Annotated in this window: 10 protein-coding genes; 4 read left to right on the top strand and 6 right to left on the bottom strand. The window is 53.0% G+C overall.

The window, feature by feature from the left end; genetic code table 11:
- Nucleotides 1–21: 21 nt before the first annotated feature.
- Nucleotides 22–3,813, bottom strand: a complete 3,792-nt coding sequence (locus tag BUE18_RS20985; protein ID WP_073478142.1) for a hypothetical protein — start codon at nt 3,811–3,813, stop codon at nt 22–24.
- A gap of 567 nt (nt 3,814–4,380) precedes the next feature.
- Nucleotides 4,381–4,773 carry a hypothetical protein gene (locus BUE18_RS20980; RefSeq protein ID WP_073478141.1) on the bottom strand — a complete coding sequence of 131 codons (393 nt, stop codon included), beginning with the start codon at nt 4,771–4,773 and terminating at the stop codon, nt 4,381–4,383.
- 316 nt (nt 4,774–5,089) lie between these two features.
- Here BUE18_RS20980 and BUE18_RS20975 point away from each other — a divergent pair, with 316 nt between their 5' ends.
- Together BUE18_RS20975 and BUE18_RS20970 are read left to right on the top strand one after the other, a co-directional pair.
- Nucleotides 5,090–6,901 (top strand): ATP-binding protein, encoded by a 1,812-nt coding sequence (locus BUE18_RS20975; RefSeq protein ID WP_083611200.1) that lies wholly within the window; start codon nt 5,090–5,092, stop codon nt 6,899–6,901.
- 10 nt (nt 6,902–6,911) lie between these two features.
- Nucleotides 6,912–8,291, top strand: a complete 1,380-nt coding sequence (locus tag BUE18_RS20970; protein ID WP_073478140.1) for a sigma-54-dependent transcriptional regulator — start codon at nt 6,912–6,914, stop codon at nt 8,289–8,291.
- A gap of 81 nt (nt 8,292–8,372) precedes the next feature.
- Here the strand turns inward: BUE18_RS20970 and BUE18_RS20965 are convergent, their stop codons facing one another.
- The 3 genes from BUE18_RS20965 to BUE18_RS20955 all read right to left on the bottom strand — a co-directional run bounded on the left by BUE18_RS20965 (nt 8,373) and on the right by BUE18_RS20955 (nt 15,089).
- Nucleotides 8,373–10,871: a PAS domain-containing protein gene (locus BUE18_RS20965; protein ID WP_073478139.1), complete on the bottom strand. Its 2,499-nt coding sequence runs from the start codon at nt 10,869–10,871 to the stop codon at nt 8,373–8,375.
- Between the two features lie 251 nt (nt 10,872–11,122).
- Nucleotides 11,123–12,763 (bottom strand): choice-of-anchor U domain-containing protein, encoded by a 1,641-nt coding sequence (locus BUE18_RS20960; protein ID WP_073478138.1) that lies wholly within the window; start codon nt 12,761–12,763, stop codon nt 11,123–11,125.
- Nucleotides 12,764–13,046: 283 nt separating this feature from the next.
- Nucleotides 13,047–15,089, bottom strand: coding sequence for a TonB-dependent receptor (locus tag BUE18_RS20955; protein WP_073478137.1), 2,043 nt, complete (start codon nt 15,087–15,089; stop codon nt 13,047–13,049).
- Nucleotides 15,090–15,209: 120 nt separating this feature from the next.
- On the opposite strand from BUE18_RS20955, the gene BUE18_RS20950 reads away from it, so the two are divergent.
- Both BUE18_RS20950 and BUE18_RS20945 read left to right on the top strand, forming a co-directional pair.
- Entirely contained in the window at nt 15,210–15,932 is a 723-nt protein-coding gene (locus BUE18_RS20950; RefSeq protein ID WP_073478136.1) for a YdjY domain-containing protein, read from the top strand.
- 47 nt (nt 15,933–15,979) lie between these two features.
- Nucleotides 15,980–17,161, top strand: coding sequence for a prenyltransferase/squalene oxidase repeat-containing protein (locus tag BUE18_RS20945; RefSeq protein ID WP_083611199.1), 1,182 nt, complete (start codon nt 15,980–15,982; stop codon nt 17,159–17,161).
- 520 nt (nt 17,162–17,681) lie between these two features.
- Here BUE18_RS20945 and BUE18_RS20940 read toward each other — a convergent pair.
- On the bottom strand, nt 17,682–18,752 hold the full coding sequence (locus BUE18_RS20940) for a tetratricopeptide repeat protein (protein ID WP_083611198.1): 1,071 nt from the start codon (nt 18,750–18,752) through the stop codon (nt 17,682–17,684).
- Nucleotides 18,753–18,760 lie beyond the last annotated feature (8 nt).

Below are 18,760 nucleotides of genomic sequence, written 5' to 3'. Positions count from 1 at the left end.
TTGTGCGTGCAAATGATAAATTCAGGGCCAGGGCGAAAAATCGCTTGCCTGGATCACGTCCGGGTAGTCCAGGCAGTACCGGTCTGTAAGGGCCGGGATGTTGTTGAGAACGGCGTGATCCTCTCCGGAGTCCAAGTGCCCGTTGTGGTTTGCATCCTGAAACAGGGTTATGGCCGTGGGAAGGTTCGGATCGGGCTGCGCATTTCCAAGACCGATGACGGCGAGGCCTTCTCCTTTGCTGGAAGTGCTTCTGTGCCCATACCAACGCTGCCAATTGTTATTAAGTTCGAAATCCATATTATGCCACACGTCATCTTTGAACTGAAACAAGCAAAAAAGCAGGTTTTCCGGAATGGAAAAACTGGTTGCATCTGGTTGGATATTCACATTGTCCTCTTCGTTTTCGACCCATCCGTTGCCGTTTCTATCATAGAAAAGGTCAACATCGTCTGAGCCGGAAGGATGGGAGTACAGGATTCCTGTAATGGTATTGCTCGAAGCGGTAAGAATTTGGTTGGTGGGGTGGCAAAGCCACTGGTCGTCGCCTAAAATGCCGTTCACCGTGATGTTCAACGAATGGCCCGTTATTGTCGCCAGTGGATTCTGCACGGTCCCCAGATTAGAGGCGCTTATTCCATCCAACTCCGCGAAAACGAAAGAGTTGTGACCCACATCACCGGTTCTGTGAACGTCCAGAAAAACATTCACCTCCATCAAGGCGTCTTGTGGTATGGCCGCATCTCCGACCTTCTTCAAGTAATGCATTGAGCCGGAAAAGGAGCCGTCGCTCTGTGGGATGAAAGCGCCTTCCACGTCTTCATAATCTTCAGCCTCAAGCTCGATGACCGCATTTGCGGGAGGTGACTGCAAAATGCCGGACGCATCCTGGAAACGCACGCCCCCCTGGACCTGCATGGATGACAGTTCCAGATCCACTGAATTTCCCCCGCCCAACAGTTCATTACTTCCCAATGGAATCACTGCGCTTACGTCGTGAAGTTCGTGATCAAAAAGCGGCAGCCAGCCGTTTCCACCGGTGTCGGTCGCGACGCTAACAAACCAAATCCAATCGCCGGAAGGAGGCACAGCAGAGAAGGACTCGCTGCCCCCTGTATACTCGAACAGATTCATGTATATTTCATCGTTGGAATCAATAAAGGCTATCCCAAGGTACCCGCTGAACGAAATCCCCTGGGGATTTGACATATTGACCGCAACCTGCGATCCGGTTGACATGGGCTCTCCATCCGTAACCTTCCATAAATAGCTGTCCTTTTCTTTATGGTTTCCCGCCTTCAATTCAGCCCAATAGGTCCCGTTTGCACTAGTATTTGTGAAGGCAAAAACCTCATCGGCTCCCTCGGGAACAACGCCCATGGAGATTTCACTCACTCCAGCTGGAATGTTTTCCATTTGCCAGACATTTCCTGAAGAACTGTAGATGGAAAGCGCATAGGGGCTGGCCGGAGGCAGCCCGTTTTCATCCACCACAATAATTTGTTCCGGAGAACCTGCCGAACGTGTTTCCAGGCTGAACGGAACGCCAGACGCATAGCGCGCGTGATAACTGGCCAGCACCAGCTTGATACTATCAGAGACGTCCACCTTGCAATGGGTGGTGAATTCCCGCATGGTCTTGTCGTAGCATTCCAAAGTAAAGTCGGCCGTATCAGCCTGTCCCAGGGAAGCGTCCAGCCCGGTGAGGACAGCCAGGGCGGCGCCATAGATCCCCCCTCCTTTGCCAGAACCGGAAGCCCATTCCACTTCCACCTTGATTACATTGGGGTCGTCCAAGGCGTCGGGCTCGGTCCACTTGACAGTAAGATCGCCGCCGTCAAAAGAGGACAAGACGCTTCCTTCCGGAGCTGTGAGCAAGGGAAAATATCGCTGGGGATTGGACTCCAGCTCCGCATTGGACAGGGGCGGCAGAGGCAGGGTCTTTGTGAAAGACTGGCTGAACACGGCGTTGCCGGACGCATCCCGCGGCGTGAACACATACCGGGCGTTATTTGGGATTACGGATGTATCCAGCCCGTCCGCCTCCTGAAAAAGCTCGATGGCCTCATCGTCCTTGAAAACGCGGTACCTCACGTCGTCCGGGTCGCTGTTGTCAACCACTTGCATGACCAGCCCCTGGGAGGGCAGTCCGGGGCCGGTGACGAGAATATTATCAATGCCCTTGTTTACGGTATGATGATAATAATCGTGCGCTCTGAAACCGATTCCGTTTTCCTGCACCGTTCCCGTATTTTGGTTCAGAGCAGCGGAAGCATCCACCTCAAACTCCATGGGCAGCCCGTCCCCGGTCATGAGCCAAACACCGTTTTCCTGGGTGAACCACAGATGAGAGACAAAAAACCGGGACCCGTCCGGCATCATGATGTGGCAGGATATGCGGACCCGGGGCGGATCGCCGTCCGCCACCTCCACGATTTGCATGCCTTCGAAGACCGCCCCTTGCAGGCTGCCGTTCACCACTGGGGCGAGATAGTCTTCTCTATCCCGGCCGAAGTCCATGAAATTCCGGCTTATCACGTAGTCCCAGTCCGGATCGTCCACCGAGGTGGAATCCTTGGCGAGAATGGCCTCAAATCTCTCCAATGCCGCCTGAATGCCTCCATCCAAGGTGTTGGAGCGCTGGCCTGCCAGGATCTGGAGAATCTGGATGGCGTCCCCAAGGTCCAGGTTGCCGGAATAATTGAAGTCGCCGAACACCCGGGGGGCAGCCTTTTGCCGCACGCCTGTTACCAGGCTGAATCCCCCTCCCCCGTCATTCTGTACAAGGACCCAGAAATCCTTGGAAGCCATTACCGCGCCATGGCCTGCGCTCACGCCGTCGGACATGAAGGAGACAAGCCCGTCAAAGGTCACCGGGATGGCAGTTGCAGCAGGATCGGAGGATCCGCTGCTGGTTTCCCAGGCATCCGTTTCATACCATCCCGCGTGATCCAATGTGCCGGTGGACCGGGTCCAGCCGATAAAGTTAGCCCCGGCGGATGCATCGCCAGCAACCAGTCCATGGATCGTCCAGTAGCCTGCCAGATCCTCCTGGCTAAAACACGTTACCCCGGCCCGCACCCAGATCTGCATATTAAACCCGCACACATCATCCTTGTACCCAGGGCAACCGGTCCCCGCGATCACCAACAGATTTTTGTCATCGCTCATGGCGCCGTGGGCGGGGCCGTCTTCCGATAAAAAGCTCATGATTCCGTTGGAGTCCATGGGAAGGGCGTTGATAAGATGGTCCCAACTAGTGCCCATACTGTTGTATTGGGGCGTCCCGTAAACGCCGTTTCCGGTTGCGTCCAGAATCGCCTGGGTTTGGTAGGTCCACCCGGGCGTCTGTGCGGGGGAATCGCCTGATACCAGACCGTATATCCGCCACGTACCGGCAAGGTCCGCCTGGCTGAACACCATTCCTGGAGTCCGCTTCAGGGCGATTTCCAAAGCCCTGCCTCCCCCGGGGGCGGTGTAGCTTCCAACGATTAGATCTTTCCCGGCATTGAGAGCCCCGCTATAGGATGCGTCTTCCGCCACGGATACCTGGCCGGAGCTGTCAACAGACAGGGCGCCGGTCTCCGTGACTTCGCCTGAGCAGGTAGATGTCCCTGTGTAGGAAATGACCCCGCCAGGAGTGATATCGCATGTGCCGTACTCCCATCCAACGGCGTCAGGCGCATCGCCGGAAAGGAGCCTGTGCACATGCCATGTCCCTGTGAGATCGGAAGTTTGAAAAGCTGCGGCTGAAACTGCTGTGATGAGAAATAAGACGATCGTCCACAACAAAATGGACTGGCGGCGTAAGAGCATAGTAATTCCCCCCTCCATGAGAACATAAAGTCTTACAAATATTTATTTGAAATATCTGTTTTGTTTGAAGATCGCCTAACAGATAATGCTTTCTTTGGCAACCGTGAATATGAGAACTAAAAATTAATATTATACATCAACTGTCACTATAGTGCTGATATATCAAATGTTGATGATAGTTGCCGACAAAATTTATTGGGGCAGAGAGGGAAGGCGCTACGGGGAAAGCTGTTTAACGCCTGATCCAATCAGTGAAATGTTGCCGCAAAGCATGGCACTATTTTCGGGAAAATATTTTGAGTTTATGTTCACTCGGCGTCAAACGGGCAACCCCCCTTTCCCAATGCGGGAAAGAGGGGCCGGGGGATGAAGAGGGGATAAAGAGGAGAATGCACTGCGGTAATTTAACTTGTTAGTTATATTGCTAAAAAATTCATTTTCAGATTTTTTGTCCAAACCCAGATGAGGGTTTGGACCGGCTTTCGGTCAGGGGGAGGCTTCCCGAAAGCCGGTCCTAGTTTAGAGGAGGTTGGGTATGATGAAAAAAACAGGCTTAGTAAGATGCGGCTAACGCCAGCAATTTCCGCCGCCGCGTCTTCCTTGGCCCTGGCAGCCGTAGCCGGCGTCGGCGAGGGGGCCGGCGACTCCGGCAGCGTCCGCTTTAGCGCGAAGCTGCTCTTTGATGTCAAATATTTCTCGCGAAATCTTGCCCGCTGCTTCGGCGTCCGGATTGGCGCTGGACATGACCGCATCCAGTTGGGTGCGTTTGGCAGCCAGGTCCTTGCGAAGATCCGCTGTTTCGCTCAGGAACTTGTTGCGGGACTCCAGACTTTCGGCGTTGTAGTTGTTATAGTTGGCCCCATAGCCGCGGCCGCCGCCCCAGCATTCCCAGGCCAGGGCCGATCCGGCCAATAGGCCGACCATGACTAATGTTACGACTCCGGTTGCTAACTTCTTCATGTGTTTGTCTCCCGACTAAAGGTTTAAAGATTCCGCCGTATGTTTAATCTTTGGCAGGGTAATTGCTCTTGCCCTCTACATAGGCAACAGGCGTGCCAAAGATTGTGGAAAGTGGTTAACTGCTTGAATAAAAAAGGATTAATTGTCTTTGTGGAGGCTTTTAACGGCTGAGGATAATAAAAATGCACTTGTGGAATGTATCTTTTTTACCCAAAATTGCGGTTCCGGAGGATACAGGGTGTTTACAAATTATACAGTTGCGCTATTATGGAACAGGCCATGATTGTTAACATCACCCGCCGGCAAAGGATCAAACATGCTGTTTAGAAAAAAATCGCGAGACATGGACGAATGGGCCCCCATGCCGCCCTTGGTGGTGGCCAGCGCTTCCTTGATTCTACTGGCCGCTGTCGTGGCCATGACGGTCAGGGACATCAACAGGCAGCGGCATCATATGTCCTATATTTTAAGTGAGAAGGGGGCCGCCATCATTCGGGCCGTGGAGGCGGGCGCCAGAACCGGCCTGATGGGCATGCGTTGGGGCGGGAACCAGGTTCAGACATTGCTGGAGGAGGCGGCGGGGCATCCCGACATTTTATATATCGGAATTGTGGACAAGGACGGAAAGATTTTGGCTCACAGCAATTCCTCCAAAATTGGGCAGACTGTGCCCAACCGTTTTTCCCGGGATGCATTGAAAACCACAACCAGCGGGCTTTGGCGCATAGTGGGGGTGGAAAAAAAGGTCAAAGCCTTTGAAGTGTACCGGGCCTTTTGTCCTTTGCCCGGGCAGGGAAAAATGCGCGGCCGGGGCATGACCATGCATGTGGATCCGAACACGGGTCAGACCCGAATGGACTGGTGCTTTTCCTCCAAGGGCGATTCCAGCGACCAGATCATTTTTGTGGGCCTGAACATGGCGCCCTTTGAAAACGAGCGCAGCGTTGATATGCGCAACACCCTGCTCATGGCCGGGCTCATATGCCTTATGGGGCTGGGCGGCTTTCTCGCCTTATATTGGGCGCAAAGTTATCAGGTGGCCAGGCGGATGCTGCAGGATACCAGCGCGTTCGCCAAGGAGGTGGTGACCAGCCTTCCTGTGGGTCTTATCGCCATGGATGCCGCGGGCCGGGTGGCCTTTTTCAATCATTCCGCCGAGATCATCACCGGCTTATCTCGCATGAAAACCCTTGGCCGGGACGCAAAAAAGATCTTTTCGGAACACATGGAAGGTCTTGTTTATCTTTTGGAGCCGGGAATTTCCGTGACCGAGCAGGAAATTGAGTGCGAGATCAAAGGCAAAGGCGTCTTTCCCCTTAGCGTCAGTTCTTCGGACATCCTGGGCGAGCAGGGCCATTACGTCAGCAGGATTGTGATTTTGAGGGACCTGCGGGAGGTCCGGGACCTCCAGGAGCAGGTGCGCCGGCAGGAAAAGCTCTCGGCCATCGGCGAGCTTGCCGCAGGCGTAGCGCATGAGATTCGCAATCCTCTCAGCTCCATCAAGGGCCTGGCGACCTATTTCAGCCAAAAATTCGACAAGGGCTCCGATGATGAGGAAATCGCCCAGGGTATGGCTCGGGAGGTGGATCGCCTAAACCGCGTGGTCAGCCAGTTGCTGGATTTTGCGCGGCCTTCGGACTTGAATCTGCGGCCCATGGATATCAACGAGTTGATTCCCCATTCCCTGAAACTGGTAAAGCAGGACGCTTTGACCAAGAATATCAACATCATCAGCCAGCCGGGCGGAAAACCGGCTTTTGCCATGGCTGATGCAGATCGCCTGACCCAATGTCTGCTTAACTTGTACCTGAATGCCATGGCCGCCATGAATAAGGGCGGCGTGTTGACGGTGCGCACCGCCGTGGAAGACTCCGGCGACGTCCGCGTGGAAGTGGAGGATACGGGAAAAGGCATTCCTTCCCAGGACCTTAACAGGATATTCGACCCATATTACACGACCAAGGCCTCCGGCACCGGCCTGGGCCTTGCCATCGTGCACAAAATCCTGGAAGGCCATCACGCGCGCATCAAGGTGGAAAGCAGGCCCGGACAGGGGACCCTGGTCTCCATGTTTATTCCCGGAGCAAAAAAAGCCCAAGATCCAAAGGCGCAATCAGGGCGAGAATAACGAGGCATCTATGAACTTGGAAAAAAAGGCCGACATTCTGGTGGTGGACGACGATGAGGGCCACCGTAAAACCCTTTATACGGTTATCAAAAGTTGGGGCTATAACGTAAAAACGGCAGAGGACGGATCCATCGCCGTGGATATGGTGCGGGAAGGCCCCTATGACGTCATTCTTATGGATGTGCGTATGGCGGAAATGGACGGCATTCAGGCCCTCAAGCTCATCAAGGAGTACAATCCCTCCATTCCCGTGTTAATCATGACCGCCTACTCCTCGGTGGAGTCCGCCATCGAAGCCATGAAAACCGGCGCCTACGACTATCTGACCAAGCCCCTGGACTTTGAGGACCTGCGTTTGACCATTGAAAGAGCCCGGGAATACGCGGGCCTGAAGGAGGAAAACAAGGAGCTGAAGCAGGCTCTGGGCTTTCGCGCCGGATTGCGGGATATTATTGGAAAAAGCTCGGTCATGAAAGAGCTTACCGACATGGTGAGCATGATCGCCCCCACGGAAGCCACGGTCCTCATCACCGGAGAGAGCGGCACAGGCAAGGAGCTGGTGGCCCGTTCCATCCACGAAGGAAGCCAGCGCAAGGACGGCCCCCTGGTTGTGCTCAATTGCGCGGCCCTTACAGAAACCCTCTTGGAGTCGGAGCTATTCGGGCATGAAAAAGGGGCCTTTACCGGAGCTGACAAGAAAAGAGACGGCAGGTTCGTCCAGGCGGACAAGGGGACTTTGTTTTTGGACGAAATCGGCGAAATGCCCCTGACCATGCAAGCCAAACTTTTACGCGCCATCCAGGAAAAAGAGGTCCAGAGGGTGGGCAGCGACGCAACGGTCAAGGTGGATGTTCGCATTATCGCCGCCACCAACCGGGATCTGGAGCAGGAAGTTGCGGACGGCAAGTTCCGGGAAGATTTGTTTTATCGCCTGAACGTGGTGACGCTCCGCATCCCCCCCCTGCGGGAGAGGGAGGGGGACGTTCATCTGCTGGCTCAGTATTTTCTGGATAAATTCGCGGAAAGAAACCGGAAGCACGTCAAAGGCATAACCCCCCAGGCCATGGACATGCTGTTGAAGCATCCCTGGCCGGGCAATGTGCGGGAGTTGGAAAACGCCATGGAAAGGGCGGTGATCCTCCTGACCGGGGAGTTCATCACGGAAAAGGAGCTTCCCTTAGGCATCTGCGGCCCCGTATGCGACGACGAGCCCATGGAGCCGGTTGTTGAGCAGGAGCCCATTCTCCAGTCTTTGGAGGAAGTGGAAAAAAAAGCGATTCTGACCACTCTCAGGGCCGTGGACGGCAACAAAAGCGAGGCGGCGCGCAGGCTGGGCATCACCCGAAAAACCCTGCACAGCAAGCTGGCCAAATACGGCTATACCGACTAAGGCCCATTTAACATAGAGGATTTTAGCGGCCGTGGGAGCATTTTTCACGGCCTTTTTAAATGGCGTGCACCGGATAACCCCTTACGGCTGACTTTCTTCCTTCTGCTTTCTTTTAATATACCAATCCTCTTGACCATACAGTTCTTCCAGGCATCCCTGGCACATGCCGTGGCTGAAAGAAGCATCGGAATGCTCCTCGAGAAACGTTTCCAGATTATTCCAATATCCCTGATCGTCGCGAATTTTTTTGCACCTGGAGCAAATCGGGATCAATCCCCGCAAGGTTTTTACCTCGGACAGAGTTTTTTCAAGCTCCTTAATGATTCTGTTTTTTTCGGATTCCGCCTGTTTTAATTCCGTAATATCCCTCATGATGCTGATGATCGTCTCAACCTCTCCATCTGGATTGAATTCCGGAGTCACAACAGCTTGAAATTCCCTGAGGCTCTCATTATGAGTCCTAAAACCAAATGTAAAGACTTCCGGCTTTCCTGTCGCTAAAACTTTTTCATGCTTGGTTTTAAAAAAATGAGAAAGCTCTTCCGGCATTCCTATTTCTTCATTGGTTTTTCCCAAATACTCTTCCGGAGAAAGACCGGTCGCGGCGTACAGGGCGGGATTGGCGAATATATGTCTGAAATTACGATCAAGCCTTACAATCAAATCATGGGTGTTGTTTAATACGGACGCCATGTTTTGTTGGCTTTCCCGCAATTCCTTCTCCATCTGTCTACGCTGGGTAATATCCTGAATCGTGCCGAACATTTCCAATGCGGCGCCGTCGGCGTCGAGTTTCAGATCTCCCCTTCCATGCACCCAATACTCCTTTTGGTTGCTTTGGTTGATAATTTTATACTCTCTGTCAAATTTTTGATGATTTCCAATCACATGAACCTGTAAGTAATCGATCATCTCTTCCTGGTGATCCGGATGGATGATTTGCTTCCATCCCTCGATATTTCGATTAAAACTTTTTCCTATCCCGAACAGTTTGTCCAGTTCGGGGGAGTTTGTCCAATATCCTGTTTTTATGTTGAAAACATAGTAACCCATTTTTGCAACTTTTTGCGCCTCAATCAGCCTCTTTTCACTTTCCATCAATAACGTTTGGGCCTTTTTCTGCTCGCTGAGGTCGCGAACTGCTGAGACCCTCACTTGGCGGTCCTGGAAGGAAACCATTTTGGCATGAATTTCAATGGGGAATATCGACCCATCTTTTTTCCGGCCGAGAGTTTCATAAGATCTTTCATAACCGGACAACACTTTTTTTAGGACATCTTCCCGCTCACTAGATGCCATCAAATCGGCTGCATTCATGCCAACGGCCTCTTCCAGGGAATAGCCGAACATTTCTTCCAATGTTTTATTGGCATCAATAATTTTTCCCTTTTTGGTAACTAAAATCCCCTCGAACGAGGCGTCAGAAAGGCCGCGGTATCTGTTTTCACTATCCTGCAACTCCCTTTCAATTTTTTTTCTTTTGGAAATCTCCTTGCTTAACACTCCAATCCAAATGAAGGAAATTATAAGAACAAGAGACAACGAACCAAGCACTATTACGCGGCGGTAGCGCTCGAAAAATGTCATGTCCTTGAACAGTATTCTACTGCCGGGCGGCAGTGATTTTTCTTCAATGCCCCAACGTTTTAGCTGGCGCCAATCATAATAATACCCGTGGAACTCATCCGCCAAATTTGCGTAATCGGTTTTCTTTGCGAGGTCCGGATCCGTTATTATGGCGGCGATTTTTTTACCGACCAGCTCTCCGCTAAGCATATATCCGCCGGCAATGCCGCTCCCCATTAATGAAGTCCAAAGACTGTATACCGGGACGTTGGCGTGACTGGAAATTTGTTTGGCTGCGTCATAGGGTATATGGCTATTTCCTTTTCCATCCTCAAAAACCAGAAGGTAAAAAATTACGCTGTCCGGTTCCAAATTTGAGACTTCTTTTATTAGCTGGTCCATGGGCAGGCCAATCAGAGGAACCACTCTATTTTGGGGGGCTGACGCTAAAGTAATTTCGGTAGTTTTCTGAACTCTTTCCTTGCCGGCTTCTGTAGCTCCGGCAACCAAGTAAATGGTTTTGCCTTTGCTGACTGCCAAAAGGTGCTGCACTGTTTTTTCATAGTCGGCTGTTACAGGAATTACCGTGGACCCATCATTATGCAGGCCTCCGTGAATAGGATCTGGATTTACAATATATTTTTTGGAATTTTCAAATAGATCCGGATAATAATAAAACAGTTTATTAGCGGGTCCGCTTTCAAAGATAACGTAATCCATTCGATGGTCTTTGTATTTTTCCGATAAATATTTCTTAAAGATATCAGGATGGTGCACACTCATGAAGCGCCCGGCGTCCATATATTCAAAAAATAGATTTGCATTTAAGGCATCGTTTTTTAAATGCTCTTTAAACCCACGTTCAATCTCTGCCTGCCAAGGCATGCCCTGATGCCAGGAAAACACGAACAAAATATTGGTTCTGCTTGAGGCGCCGGCGCTGACAGGGCTGCAAAGGGCTATTACCGCAACAAACACAATGCTTGCAAATATGATGCATGGTTTCAGCTTCAATTTAACTCCCGGGGAACGGTGCTGATTGGCTATCTTGGTGAATAATTATACCGTTATTCCATACGGCCTACAACTTAATCCTTTTATCGTCCGGATTAATAGCGCCCGGGCGGCGCCCGGCCAATGCTTCCGCCCGCAGGCGTCCCGGTTCCGGCGTAATCTTTTGTTGAAATAAAAACAGGGGAAAGCGCTTGGCTCTCCCCTGTTAGGTTCTTTTGTCATAGGATTGTCTCTGGGAGACGCCGGCTTTTTTATTTCAGAGCCTTGACAAAGCAGATGGAGTCGGAGCTTTCCGTGCCGAATTCCACCTCAGCCGCCTCGGCCGCCGCCTCTTCCACCAACGGGCCGTCCGTTATGCCGGGAGCGCCCGGGTCCACGATTTCGCCGTTGGCGACGCCGTCCGCATCCTCCGGCCCGCCGTCGGTGAGCCAAACCGTGATGGTTTCGGCTTCCGGGTCCACTTCAATGGGGGTGACTCCCTTCCATTCTCCGTTCTGGATTTTGAACCAGTTCAGATAGGGCTTGGGATCGCCGTTTTCGTCCACAAAGCTGTCAGCCACGTCGTTTCTCACGGCGTCCCTGGGCAGCTTGATGGTCAGTTTGGCCTGTCCGCCCACGGGGACGTGATGAAGCACGAATTCCACGGCGCCCACGGGCAGCTTTAGCCTGCTTTTGCCCTTCCAGCGGAAGAGGTCGGCCAGCCTGCGTTTGGCGCCGGTGATGGTGACTCCTCCTTCCGTCTTGAGAGTCAGCAGACCCCGGATGGGATAGTCGATGTCGCCTTCCGCCTCTGGCACGTCGCTCACGCGTTTCTCCGGGCTTTCCACGTTGATGTCGGCGAAAGCCATGGACATCATGGCAAAGGACGTGGCGATGATATTCCCGCCGTCCAGGGAGTCGTTGCTGTCCCAATAGTATAACGGGGTATCGTCTTTTCTGGCGACCGGAATGGCCAAGTTGGCCAGGACTGTCACCATATCGTCCACCCAGTCATGCTCCCCCACCTTGTTTTCCGTGCCCACGGCGGCGGTCAGGGCTTTGGCCCAGGCGTACAGGTAATAAAACTGAGGCGCTCCGGAGGGATCGTCCCAATCGTAATTGTTTTCAAACCAGCCCACGTTTCCGGGGGTTTCCGAACCTGAAACCACGCTGCCCACGGCTATGGGGTCGGTTTCATGCCCGATGAGGGACATGCACCAAAGCGATGCCCCGGTCATGGACGGAATGTAGCTGCTGGAGCCCGGCCTGTATCCGCTGGCGCCGGTGGTGGAGTTGTAGTTGTTGGAGAGGTAGGTGTACAGCGCATCCTTCCAGCTTTCTTCATCCCCCTCTTGCAAGGCCCCCAAGTATTGCTCCGCGTAGTAAAGCCCCATGGCGGCGAATTGCGTGTTGGACAAGTCCCCGCTCGAGCTGGAATAGTTGTAGTAATACCATCCCCCGTGGCCGTTGCTGCTGGGGTTGATATACTGGGCGTTCAGCAGGCTTTGCGTGGCGGACATGACCACGGTTCTTGTCACTGGATTGTCAGCGGCGTACATGGACAGGGCCATGACCACCGCCCCGTTGCAGTACGTGAAGTGGGAGGAGTAACTGGCGTCGAAGTATTCTCCGTTAAACCGGGTTAAAAGATAATCAACGCCCTTTTTGATGGCTTCGTGATCCTTGGATACGCCCGTGTCCATCAGGGCGGCCAAGGCCAGGGCTGTGGTGGTGGTGGGCTCCCCCTGATAATCGTCCGTCCACGAGCCGTTCGCCGCCTGCTGGGAAAGGAGATAGGCCTGCCCGCCTTCTATGAGTTCCGTTGAACTGATGACAGCCCCAAATCCTGCCGGGGATGATAGAAAAAAACAAGCCAAGAGTACGATGCCGTACATCGCCAAGCGTTTCTTCATTGTCGCACCTCCAAACAAAACATGCCTGAAAAAAGCGGGAACAACAAACAGTCAGCAAGTCAAAATTCAGCTTAACTATCCCGGACCAGGGGAAACATTTTCTCAATGTCGCCCGATTCCATCCCTGGTGCGGGAGTCGCGTCCTTGTGAGTCGAATACTGAATTATCCGGCTTATTCTCCTGGCAAGTCAAGGGATTTCTAAGACGTTCCAAAGGGCTGCATTTTTATCGTTCTTAAGAAAAATGGCTGGTTTATCATGGAAAAAATCAATAGGGGCAGGTATCACACCCTAAGCCGTATCAATACCCCTACAGTGCGAGGCGCCCCATCTATGGCTAACTCGTTTACGCCCCAGGCGTACTTGATTTTTTCATATTCCTGGTCAAAAAGGTTCTCGCACCACAGAACCACGTCAAAATGATCCGCTTCGTACCCTGTTCTCAGATTAACCAGCTCATAAGCGCCTTGTCTGGCCGTGTTCTTGGCGTCTGCGTAAAATTCTCCGGTGAACATAACCTCCCCCCGGAGGAAAAGGCCTGAATTATGCCTGTACATGGCGCCCAGAAGGCCTGTGTACTTGGGGGCGTTTGGCAGGTTCTTGTCTTCGTAGTCGTACTTGATTAGTCCTGTATAGGTGCTGTTGAACTCCGTGGCCGTCCAATCGTCAAAGCGCGATTCGGCCCAACCGATGTTTCCGTAGACGTCCAGCCCATGGATGGGGCGGACCCTGGCCTCGGCTTCAAAGCCCGAGCTATGGGCCGAGGCGGCGTTGCGGATTTCCGTGGCGAATATCGCGGGATCCACGTCAAAGACCTGTTTGTCGTCGATGTCAATGTAAAAACCCGCCAGGCTGAAGTCGCACTTGCCGTTAAACATCGTCGCCTTCAAGCCCGCCTCGTAATTCCAGGTGTATTCGGGGCCGTAGGTGAAGGAGGAAGCCGTGCGCGACATCCCGTAATTATAGCCTCCCGCCAAAAATCCCTTGGCCGCCGAGGCGTATAGCATGGTGGATTCCGCGACGTCGCAGCTTAAGGAAATTTTTGGCAGCCATTCCTCGTGGTCCATGCTTTTGCTGAAATTCGTCTTATTGGAAAGATCGTGCATGGCGCCGTCCATGTCCTGGGAGTCGAAGCGGATTCCCCCGGTAAGACGCAAAAAGCCGGTGATGGACCAGACCGCTTGGCCGAATCCGGCGGCGCCTGTGGTTTCCATGTTGGTGACAAGATGCCAGTTGGCGGCTCGGTTGTAGTCCACGTCGGTGTCTTCCGAAAAAAAGTAACCGCCCGCCAGCCATTTCAGGGGGCCGTGCTGATCCGGCGAAGCAAGACGCAGCTCCTGGCTGAAGCTGTCGTCCTGGTATTCGAATGCAGCGCTGGCGAAAGGCATGGGGGAGAAGTCGTTGTCCGTAGCAAACTCGTGTTCGTAGTCGCGCAGCCCTGTGAGGGATGTGACATGGACGTATTCATTCTTGAAATCAATGGACAGAGTCTGTCCGTTTCCCGACTGCTTGGAGTATAGGGCCGCGTCCTGGTTGATTTTGTTGAAATCCGTAGCGTTGGGGCCGGTCATGTTTCGGTAGACCCCCAGGCCGTCGTCCGTCTCCATAAGGTCAGCGCTCAGGTTGACGTCCCAGGCCGGGGCCGGCTGCGCCCTCAAAGCGATGCGCCCGGTAAAGCCGTCCTTCTTGGCGGTTTCGTCGTCGTTGTTGTACAAATTCTCCATGAATCCGTCGGAATTACGCTGCTGCAAGGCCAGGCCAGCCTGAAACTTCTCCTTTACGATGGGGCCGGACACATTGCCGCCGACCCGGAAGCTGTTATAGCCGCCGTACTCCCCGTAGACCTTGGCGCGCAGCTGATCCGACGGTTTTTGGGTGATTACGTGAATCAGGCCGGATTCGTTGTTGCGTCCGTACAAAGTCCCTTGCGGCCCCCGAAGCGTTTCCACTCGCTCCACGTCCAGCAGGTCCATGTTGTACATGTAGTGCAAAGGCATGCTGACGCCGTCCACGAAAAAACCGGCCGGGGAAAAAAGAGCCGTGTCAAAGGATGATATCCCCCGGATGGTCAGCACGTTTTCCGTGCCCGTAGCGCCCATATAGGCGTTGGGGATGAACCGGCTCATTTCCTGGGCGTCGCGCACCCCGCCGTCCTCAATTTGCCCCTCCGAAAGATAAGTCATGGAAACCGGCGTCTTTTGCGGGTTCTCCTCCCATTTTTCGGCGGTGGCCGTAACGGGTTCCAGCTCCACGTCCTGGCACAAAGCCGCTGGCGCGGATGACATGATCAAAGCCGACACAAGCATGCACAACAAAGTCCTCATCATTACGGCCGCTCTCCTGTTCTGAAAAAAAACTGTAACTAAAGATTCCCAGTATGCTATTATGCACTAGTTATTCCAAACACAAATCATCTCCCGAACCATGCACGAATGTTAGGGGAAATTATGCAGTTATCGCCCAAAAAATGGCGCCATGCCAGATTATATTTTTCCATTTTACTAGCCTTACTGCTTGTAAACGGCATAGGTCTGTCATCTTCAGAAACGGGCGCCGATCCCGCACCGGAAAAAACGGCCAAAAATTTCATCCAAATGGGCCCGCTTACCATCAATAAAATGTCCAAGCAGGCGACTATCAAGGTCAGGACGGCAATTGATCAGGGCGTCCTGGAATACTTGATGGTGGATGATCACGGAAAAGCGTATGAAAGCGCCTTTAAAGTGGATAACCTACTGCCTTCAAAACTAAATTTTTCACTGCTGCTGCTTGGAATTGAACCCTTAGATTACAATAAACTCCTCGAGCTGGCAAGAAATGAAAACGGCCGGGAAGCCCTTTTGGCGCAGCATAAAAACAGTTTGGTTCGCATCTCTTTAGCGCGCGGAGAAAAAAATCTACGGCTGGATGAAATAGTCCGTGACAGAGAAAAGGAGAAAGGCGAATTGCTATGGGTCTTTACCGGAAGCCGGTTTACAAAGGACGGTAGATTCGTCGGCGACATCAGCCTGAGCCATATCGCCATGTGGCCGGACGACTCGGCGGTGATCAACCTGTTTTCGGACCGGGGCAATCCCTACCGGGGGGAGTTGGGCTTTGTCATGAACACGGAGAACAAGGCGTTGAAAAAGGATCAGGAGTTTGAACTGGTCCTTGAGGCGTATAAATGAAGACCATAAAGATGGAGTGCAGAACAAATAATGGGGGAGGACTTCACATGAAATCAAAATGCCTGGTCATGGGGTTGATCATCTTTTTCTTGAGCGGCGTTGGGATGGGGCTTTGCTCCGGCCAATCCGTTAAAATGCCTTCCGGTGGAATCTCTCCCGTCAGCGTGTCCCTTGAGAAATCCGCCGCCCATAGTTTGCAGATCGCCACGGAATTTCTGGTCTCCGATCAGGGAGAGGACGGATCATGGAGCAAAGATCCGGCCATCACCGCGTTGGTTGTGTACAGCCTGCTGCTAAGCCCGGGTTACGACCCGGACGGCAAGACGGAAAGGTCCATTGCAAAGGGCCTGGACTACATCACCCAGTTTGTGCAGCCTGACGGAGGCATCTACAGAAAGGAATACCGCAACTACGTCACGGCCGTCTGCCTCATGGCCCTCACACGCACCCAGGACAAGAAATACGCAAAAGCCATCACCGGCGCCAAAGACTTTTTGATCAAGTTTCAGTTGGATGAAGAAGAAGGCATTGACCCGTCCAACCCCTATTACGGGGGAATTGGCTACGGAGGCGATACAAGGCCGGATATGTCCAACACCCAGCTCGCCATGGAAGCCATCCGGGCGGCTGAAGGCTTTGAAAGCCAGTTTTCCGGCGTGCTTCTGGCCCAGGCCGGAAACATAGAGTCGGATGAAAAAGAGCTTGGCCTGCATTGGAAAAAAGCGCTCATGTTCGTCAACCGCTGCCAAAACCTCCAATCCGTCAACGACATGCCCTACGCCGGCAAGGACGGCGGATTCATCTACGAGACCGGAACCTACAAACAGGATCGCAGCCATTCCTATGGCTCCATGACCTACGCGGGCGTCAAAAGCCTTTTGTACGCCAATGTGGATAAAAGCGACGAACGGGTGCAAAAAGCCGTGGAGTGGATCCAAAACAACTACACCCTGGATTTCAACCCCGGCTTCGGAACCTATTCCATTTTCTATTACTATATGACCTTTTCAAAATGCATGGCCGCCCTGGGAGAGGAAACCCTCACCGACGCCCTGGGCCAGGAGCATCATTGGCGGGAGGACCTGGTTTCCAAGCTGGTCTCCATCCAGAAGCCCGAGGGATATTGGCAAAACCCAAGCAACCGGTATTGGGAAAACGTCAAACCCCTGGCCACGGCCTATTCGGTCATAGCCATGAAATTCGCCCTGGATTCGGATCAGGGATTTTAAACCGCCAAGAACTCATTGGAAAAAAACTGGGGGAAACTTTTTGAAAAAAGTTTCCCCCAGACCCCCTTCAAAAACTTTTCAAATGCGCTTCGCAAGGAAGTCTGCATTACCCCTAATTCCTGCCATCCTTTCATGGCCCCAGGAGAACACATATATACGGTTATTTGCCGCAATCGTATTCCACAACGGCAGGGGATTGTCTCTTTGCGTCTCAGGGTTCGCCCTGCTATGTTGTTAAAGTCATTCCCGAATGTGCTTGCCGGGAATCCGGAGTCTTTGTCCTTGGGCGCTATCGTTTTTGTGGTTTTATTCGATACTGAACGGAACAATCAGTTTAGGGATATTTGCTAACAAACTGGATTTATGTGGTTTTGGTATGCATGCCCACGCAAAGCATGGGAACGAGTTTTTATCCGACTCCTTGGGGCCGTCGAGCAGTATTCTTTACAATAGCTTTGTTGGCCGCTTGATTGACCATTATTTGATGCTTCGCTAGAGCATATTGGAGTAATGCCTGAGATCAATGCAGCATGGCCGGCTTTTTCAGGGGGATGCTGGCCAGGGAGTCTTTGGCGATGAGGGTTTCCTCGGCGCTGGCGGCCGGGGAGAGAAGCACCTGATTGTAATAGCCTGACGCCGTGGAATAGCGGCACTGCTGCAGATAATAATGGCCCAGGCGCAGGTTGGCGTCCGCATAATAGGTGTGGGCCGGGTCCACCAGATCCAAAACCCGCTCCAGAAGCGGGACCATTTCATCGTCTTCTTCCTGGTCAAAGGCGATGGCGCCCAAACGCCACAAGATGCTGACTTCAAACTCCTGGTTCTGCCTGAGCGCCGGGTCCTGACCCCGGTACTGCATGGCGGTTTCCAGGGCGGACTTGGCTTCCTTGTAGTTTTCCAGCCGGTAGTGCATTTCGCCCATGTCGTAGAAGACCTTGGCCTTCAGGGCTTTGGTGTCCGCAATGGCCAGGGCTTCGTTGTACATGTCCAGGGCTTTGTCGATTTTGCCCAAAAAGCCGTACACCGTGGCCATGCCGGTCATGGCCCAGACCTTATCCTCGGTTTCGTGGCTGGCCTCGTAAAAGAGCCCGTAATACACCATGGCCTCGTCCAGTTCGCCCATGCTGTGGTGCAGGTCGGCGATGTGGGCGTAAACCTTGGGCATATGGGGATAGTCAGGATAATGATGGGCCAGGATGGTGAGATATTTCAGGGCGAGCTCCCCGTAGTCGTCCGCTTTATCCAGGTCCTGGCAGTACAGGGACAAATCGTAATAATTCATCCCTTTGAGCGAAACCACCTCCTCCAGATTCTCCGGCACGTCTTCCAGGGCGTCCAGAGATTGCAGGAACGCATCCGTGGCGGCCTCCCAATGGCTCAGGCAAACGTGGGTCACCCCTTTGTAAGAAAGGACGGTGGCCAGATCCAGTTGGGTCAGGGGCATGAGAGCCATGCGATTGCACAGATCCAGCAGATCGTAATGCCTGCCTTGGGCGAAATACAGATCGCCCAGAGCGAACAGCGAATCCAGGTCCGCGGCCCCGCTTTTCATGGCCTCTTCCATGGTACGAATGTCGATGTCTGGTTTCATGGGGAACT

This window comes from Desulfatibacillum alkenivorans DSM 16219 (genome assembly GCF_900142135.1).
Taxonomy (GTDB): domain Bacteria; phylum Desulfobacterota; class Desulfobacteria; order Desulfobacterales; family Desulfatibacillaceae; genus Desulfatibacillum; species Desulfatibacillum alkenivorans.
This window is presented reverse-complemented; position numbering and strand designations above follow the sequence as displayed.

What these genes read in the sequence shown, in the direction of transcription:
- BUE18_RS20985 (WP_073478142.1), bottom strand. Translation starts at nt 3,813, where the DNA reads ATGCTCTTACGCCGCCAGTCCATTTTGTTGTGGACGATCGTCTTATTT.
- BUE18_RS20980 (WP_073478141.1), bottom strand. Translation starts at nt 4,773, where the DNA reads ATGAAGAAGTTAGCAACCGGAGTCGTAACATTAGTCATGGTCGGCCTA.
- BUE18_RS20975 (WP_083611200.1), top strand. Translation starts at nt 5,090, where the DNA reads ATGCTGTTTAGAAAAAAATCGCGAGACATGGACGAATGGGCCCCCATG.
- BUE18_RS20970 (WP_073478140.1), top strand. Translation starts at nt 6,912, where the DNA reads ATGAACTTGGAAAAAAAGGCCGACATTCTGGTGGTGGACGACGATGAG.
- BUE18_RS20960 (WP_073478138.1), bottom strand. Translation starts at nt 12,763, where the DNA reads ATGAAGAAACGCTTGGCGATGTACGGCATCGTACTCTTGGCTTGTTTT.
- BUE18_RS20955 (WP_073478137.1), bottom strand. Translation starts at nt 15,089, where the DNA reads ATGATGAGGACTTTGTTGTGCATGCTTGTGTCGGCTTTGATCATGTCA.
- BUE18_RS20950 (WP_073478136.1), top strand. Translation starts at nt 15,210, where the DNA reads ATGCAGTTATCGCCCAAAAAATGGCGCCATGCCAGATTATATTTTTCC.
- BUE18_RS20945 (WP_083611199.1), top strand. Translation starts at nt 15,980, where the DNA reads ATGAAATCAAAATGCCTGGTCATGGGGTTGATCATCTTTTTCTTGAGC.
- BUE18_RS20940 (WP_083611198.1), bottom strand. Translation starts at nt 18,752, where the DNA reads ATGAAACCAGACATCGACATTCGTACCATGGAAGAGGCCATGAAAAGC.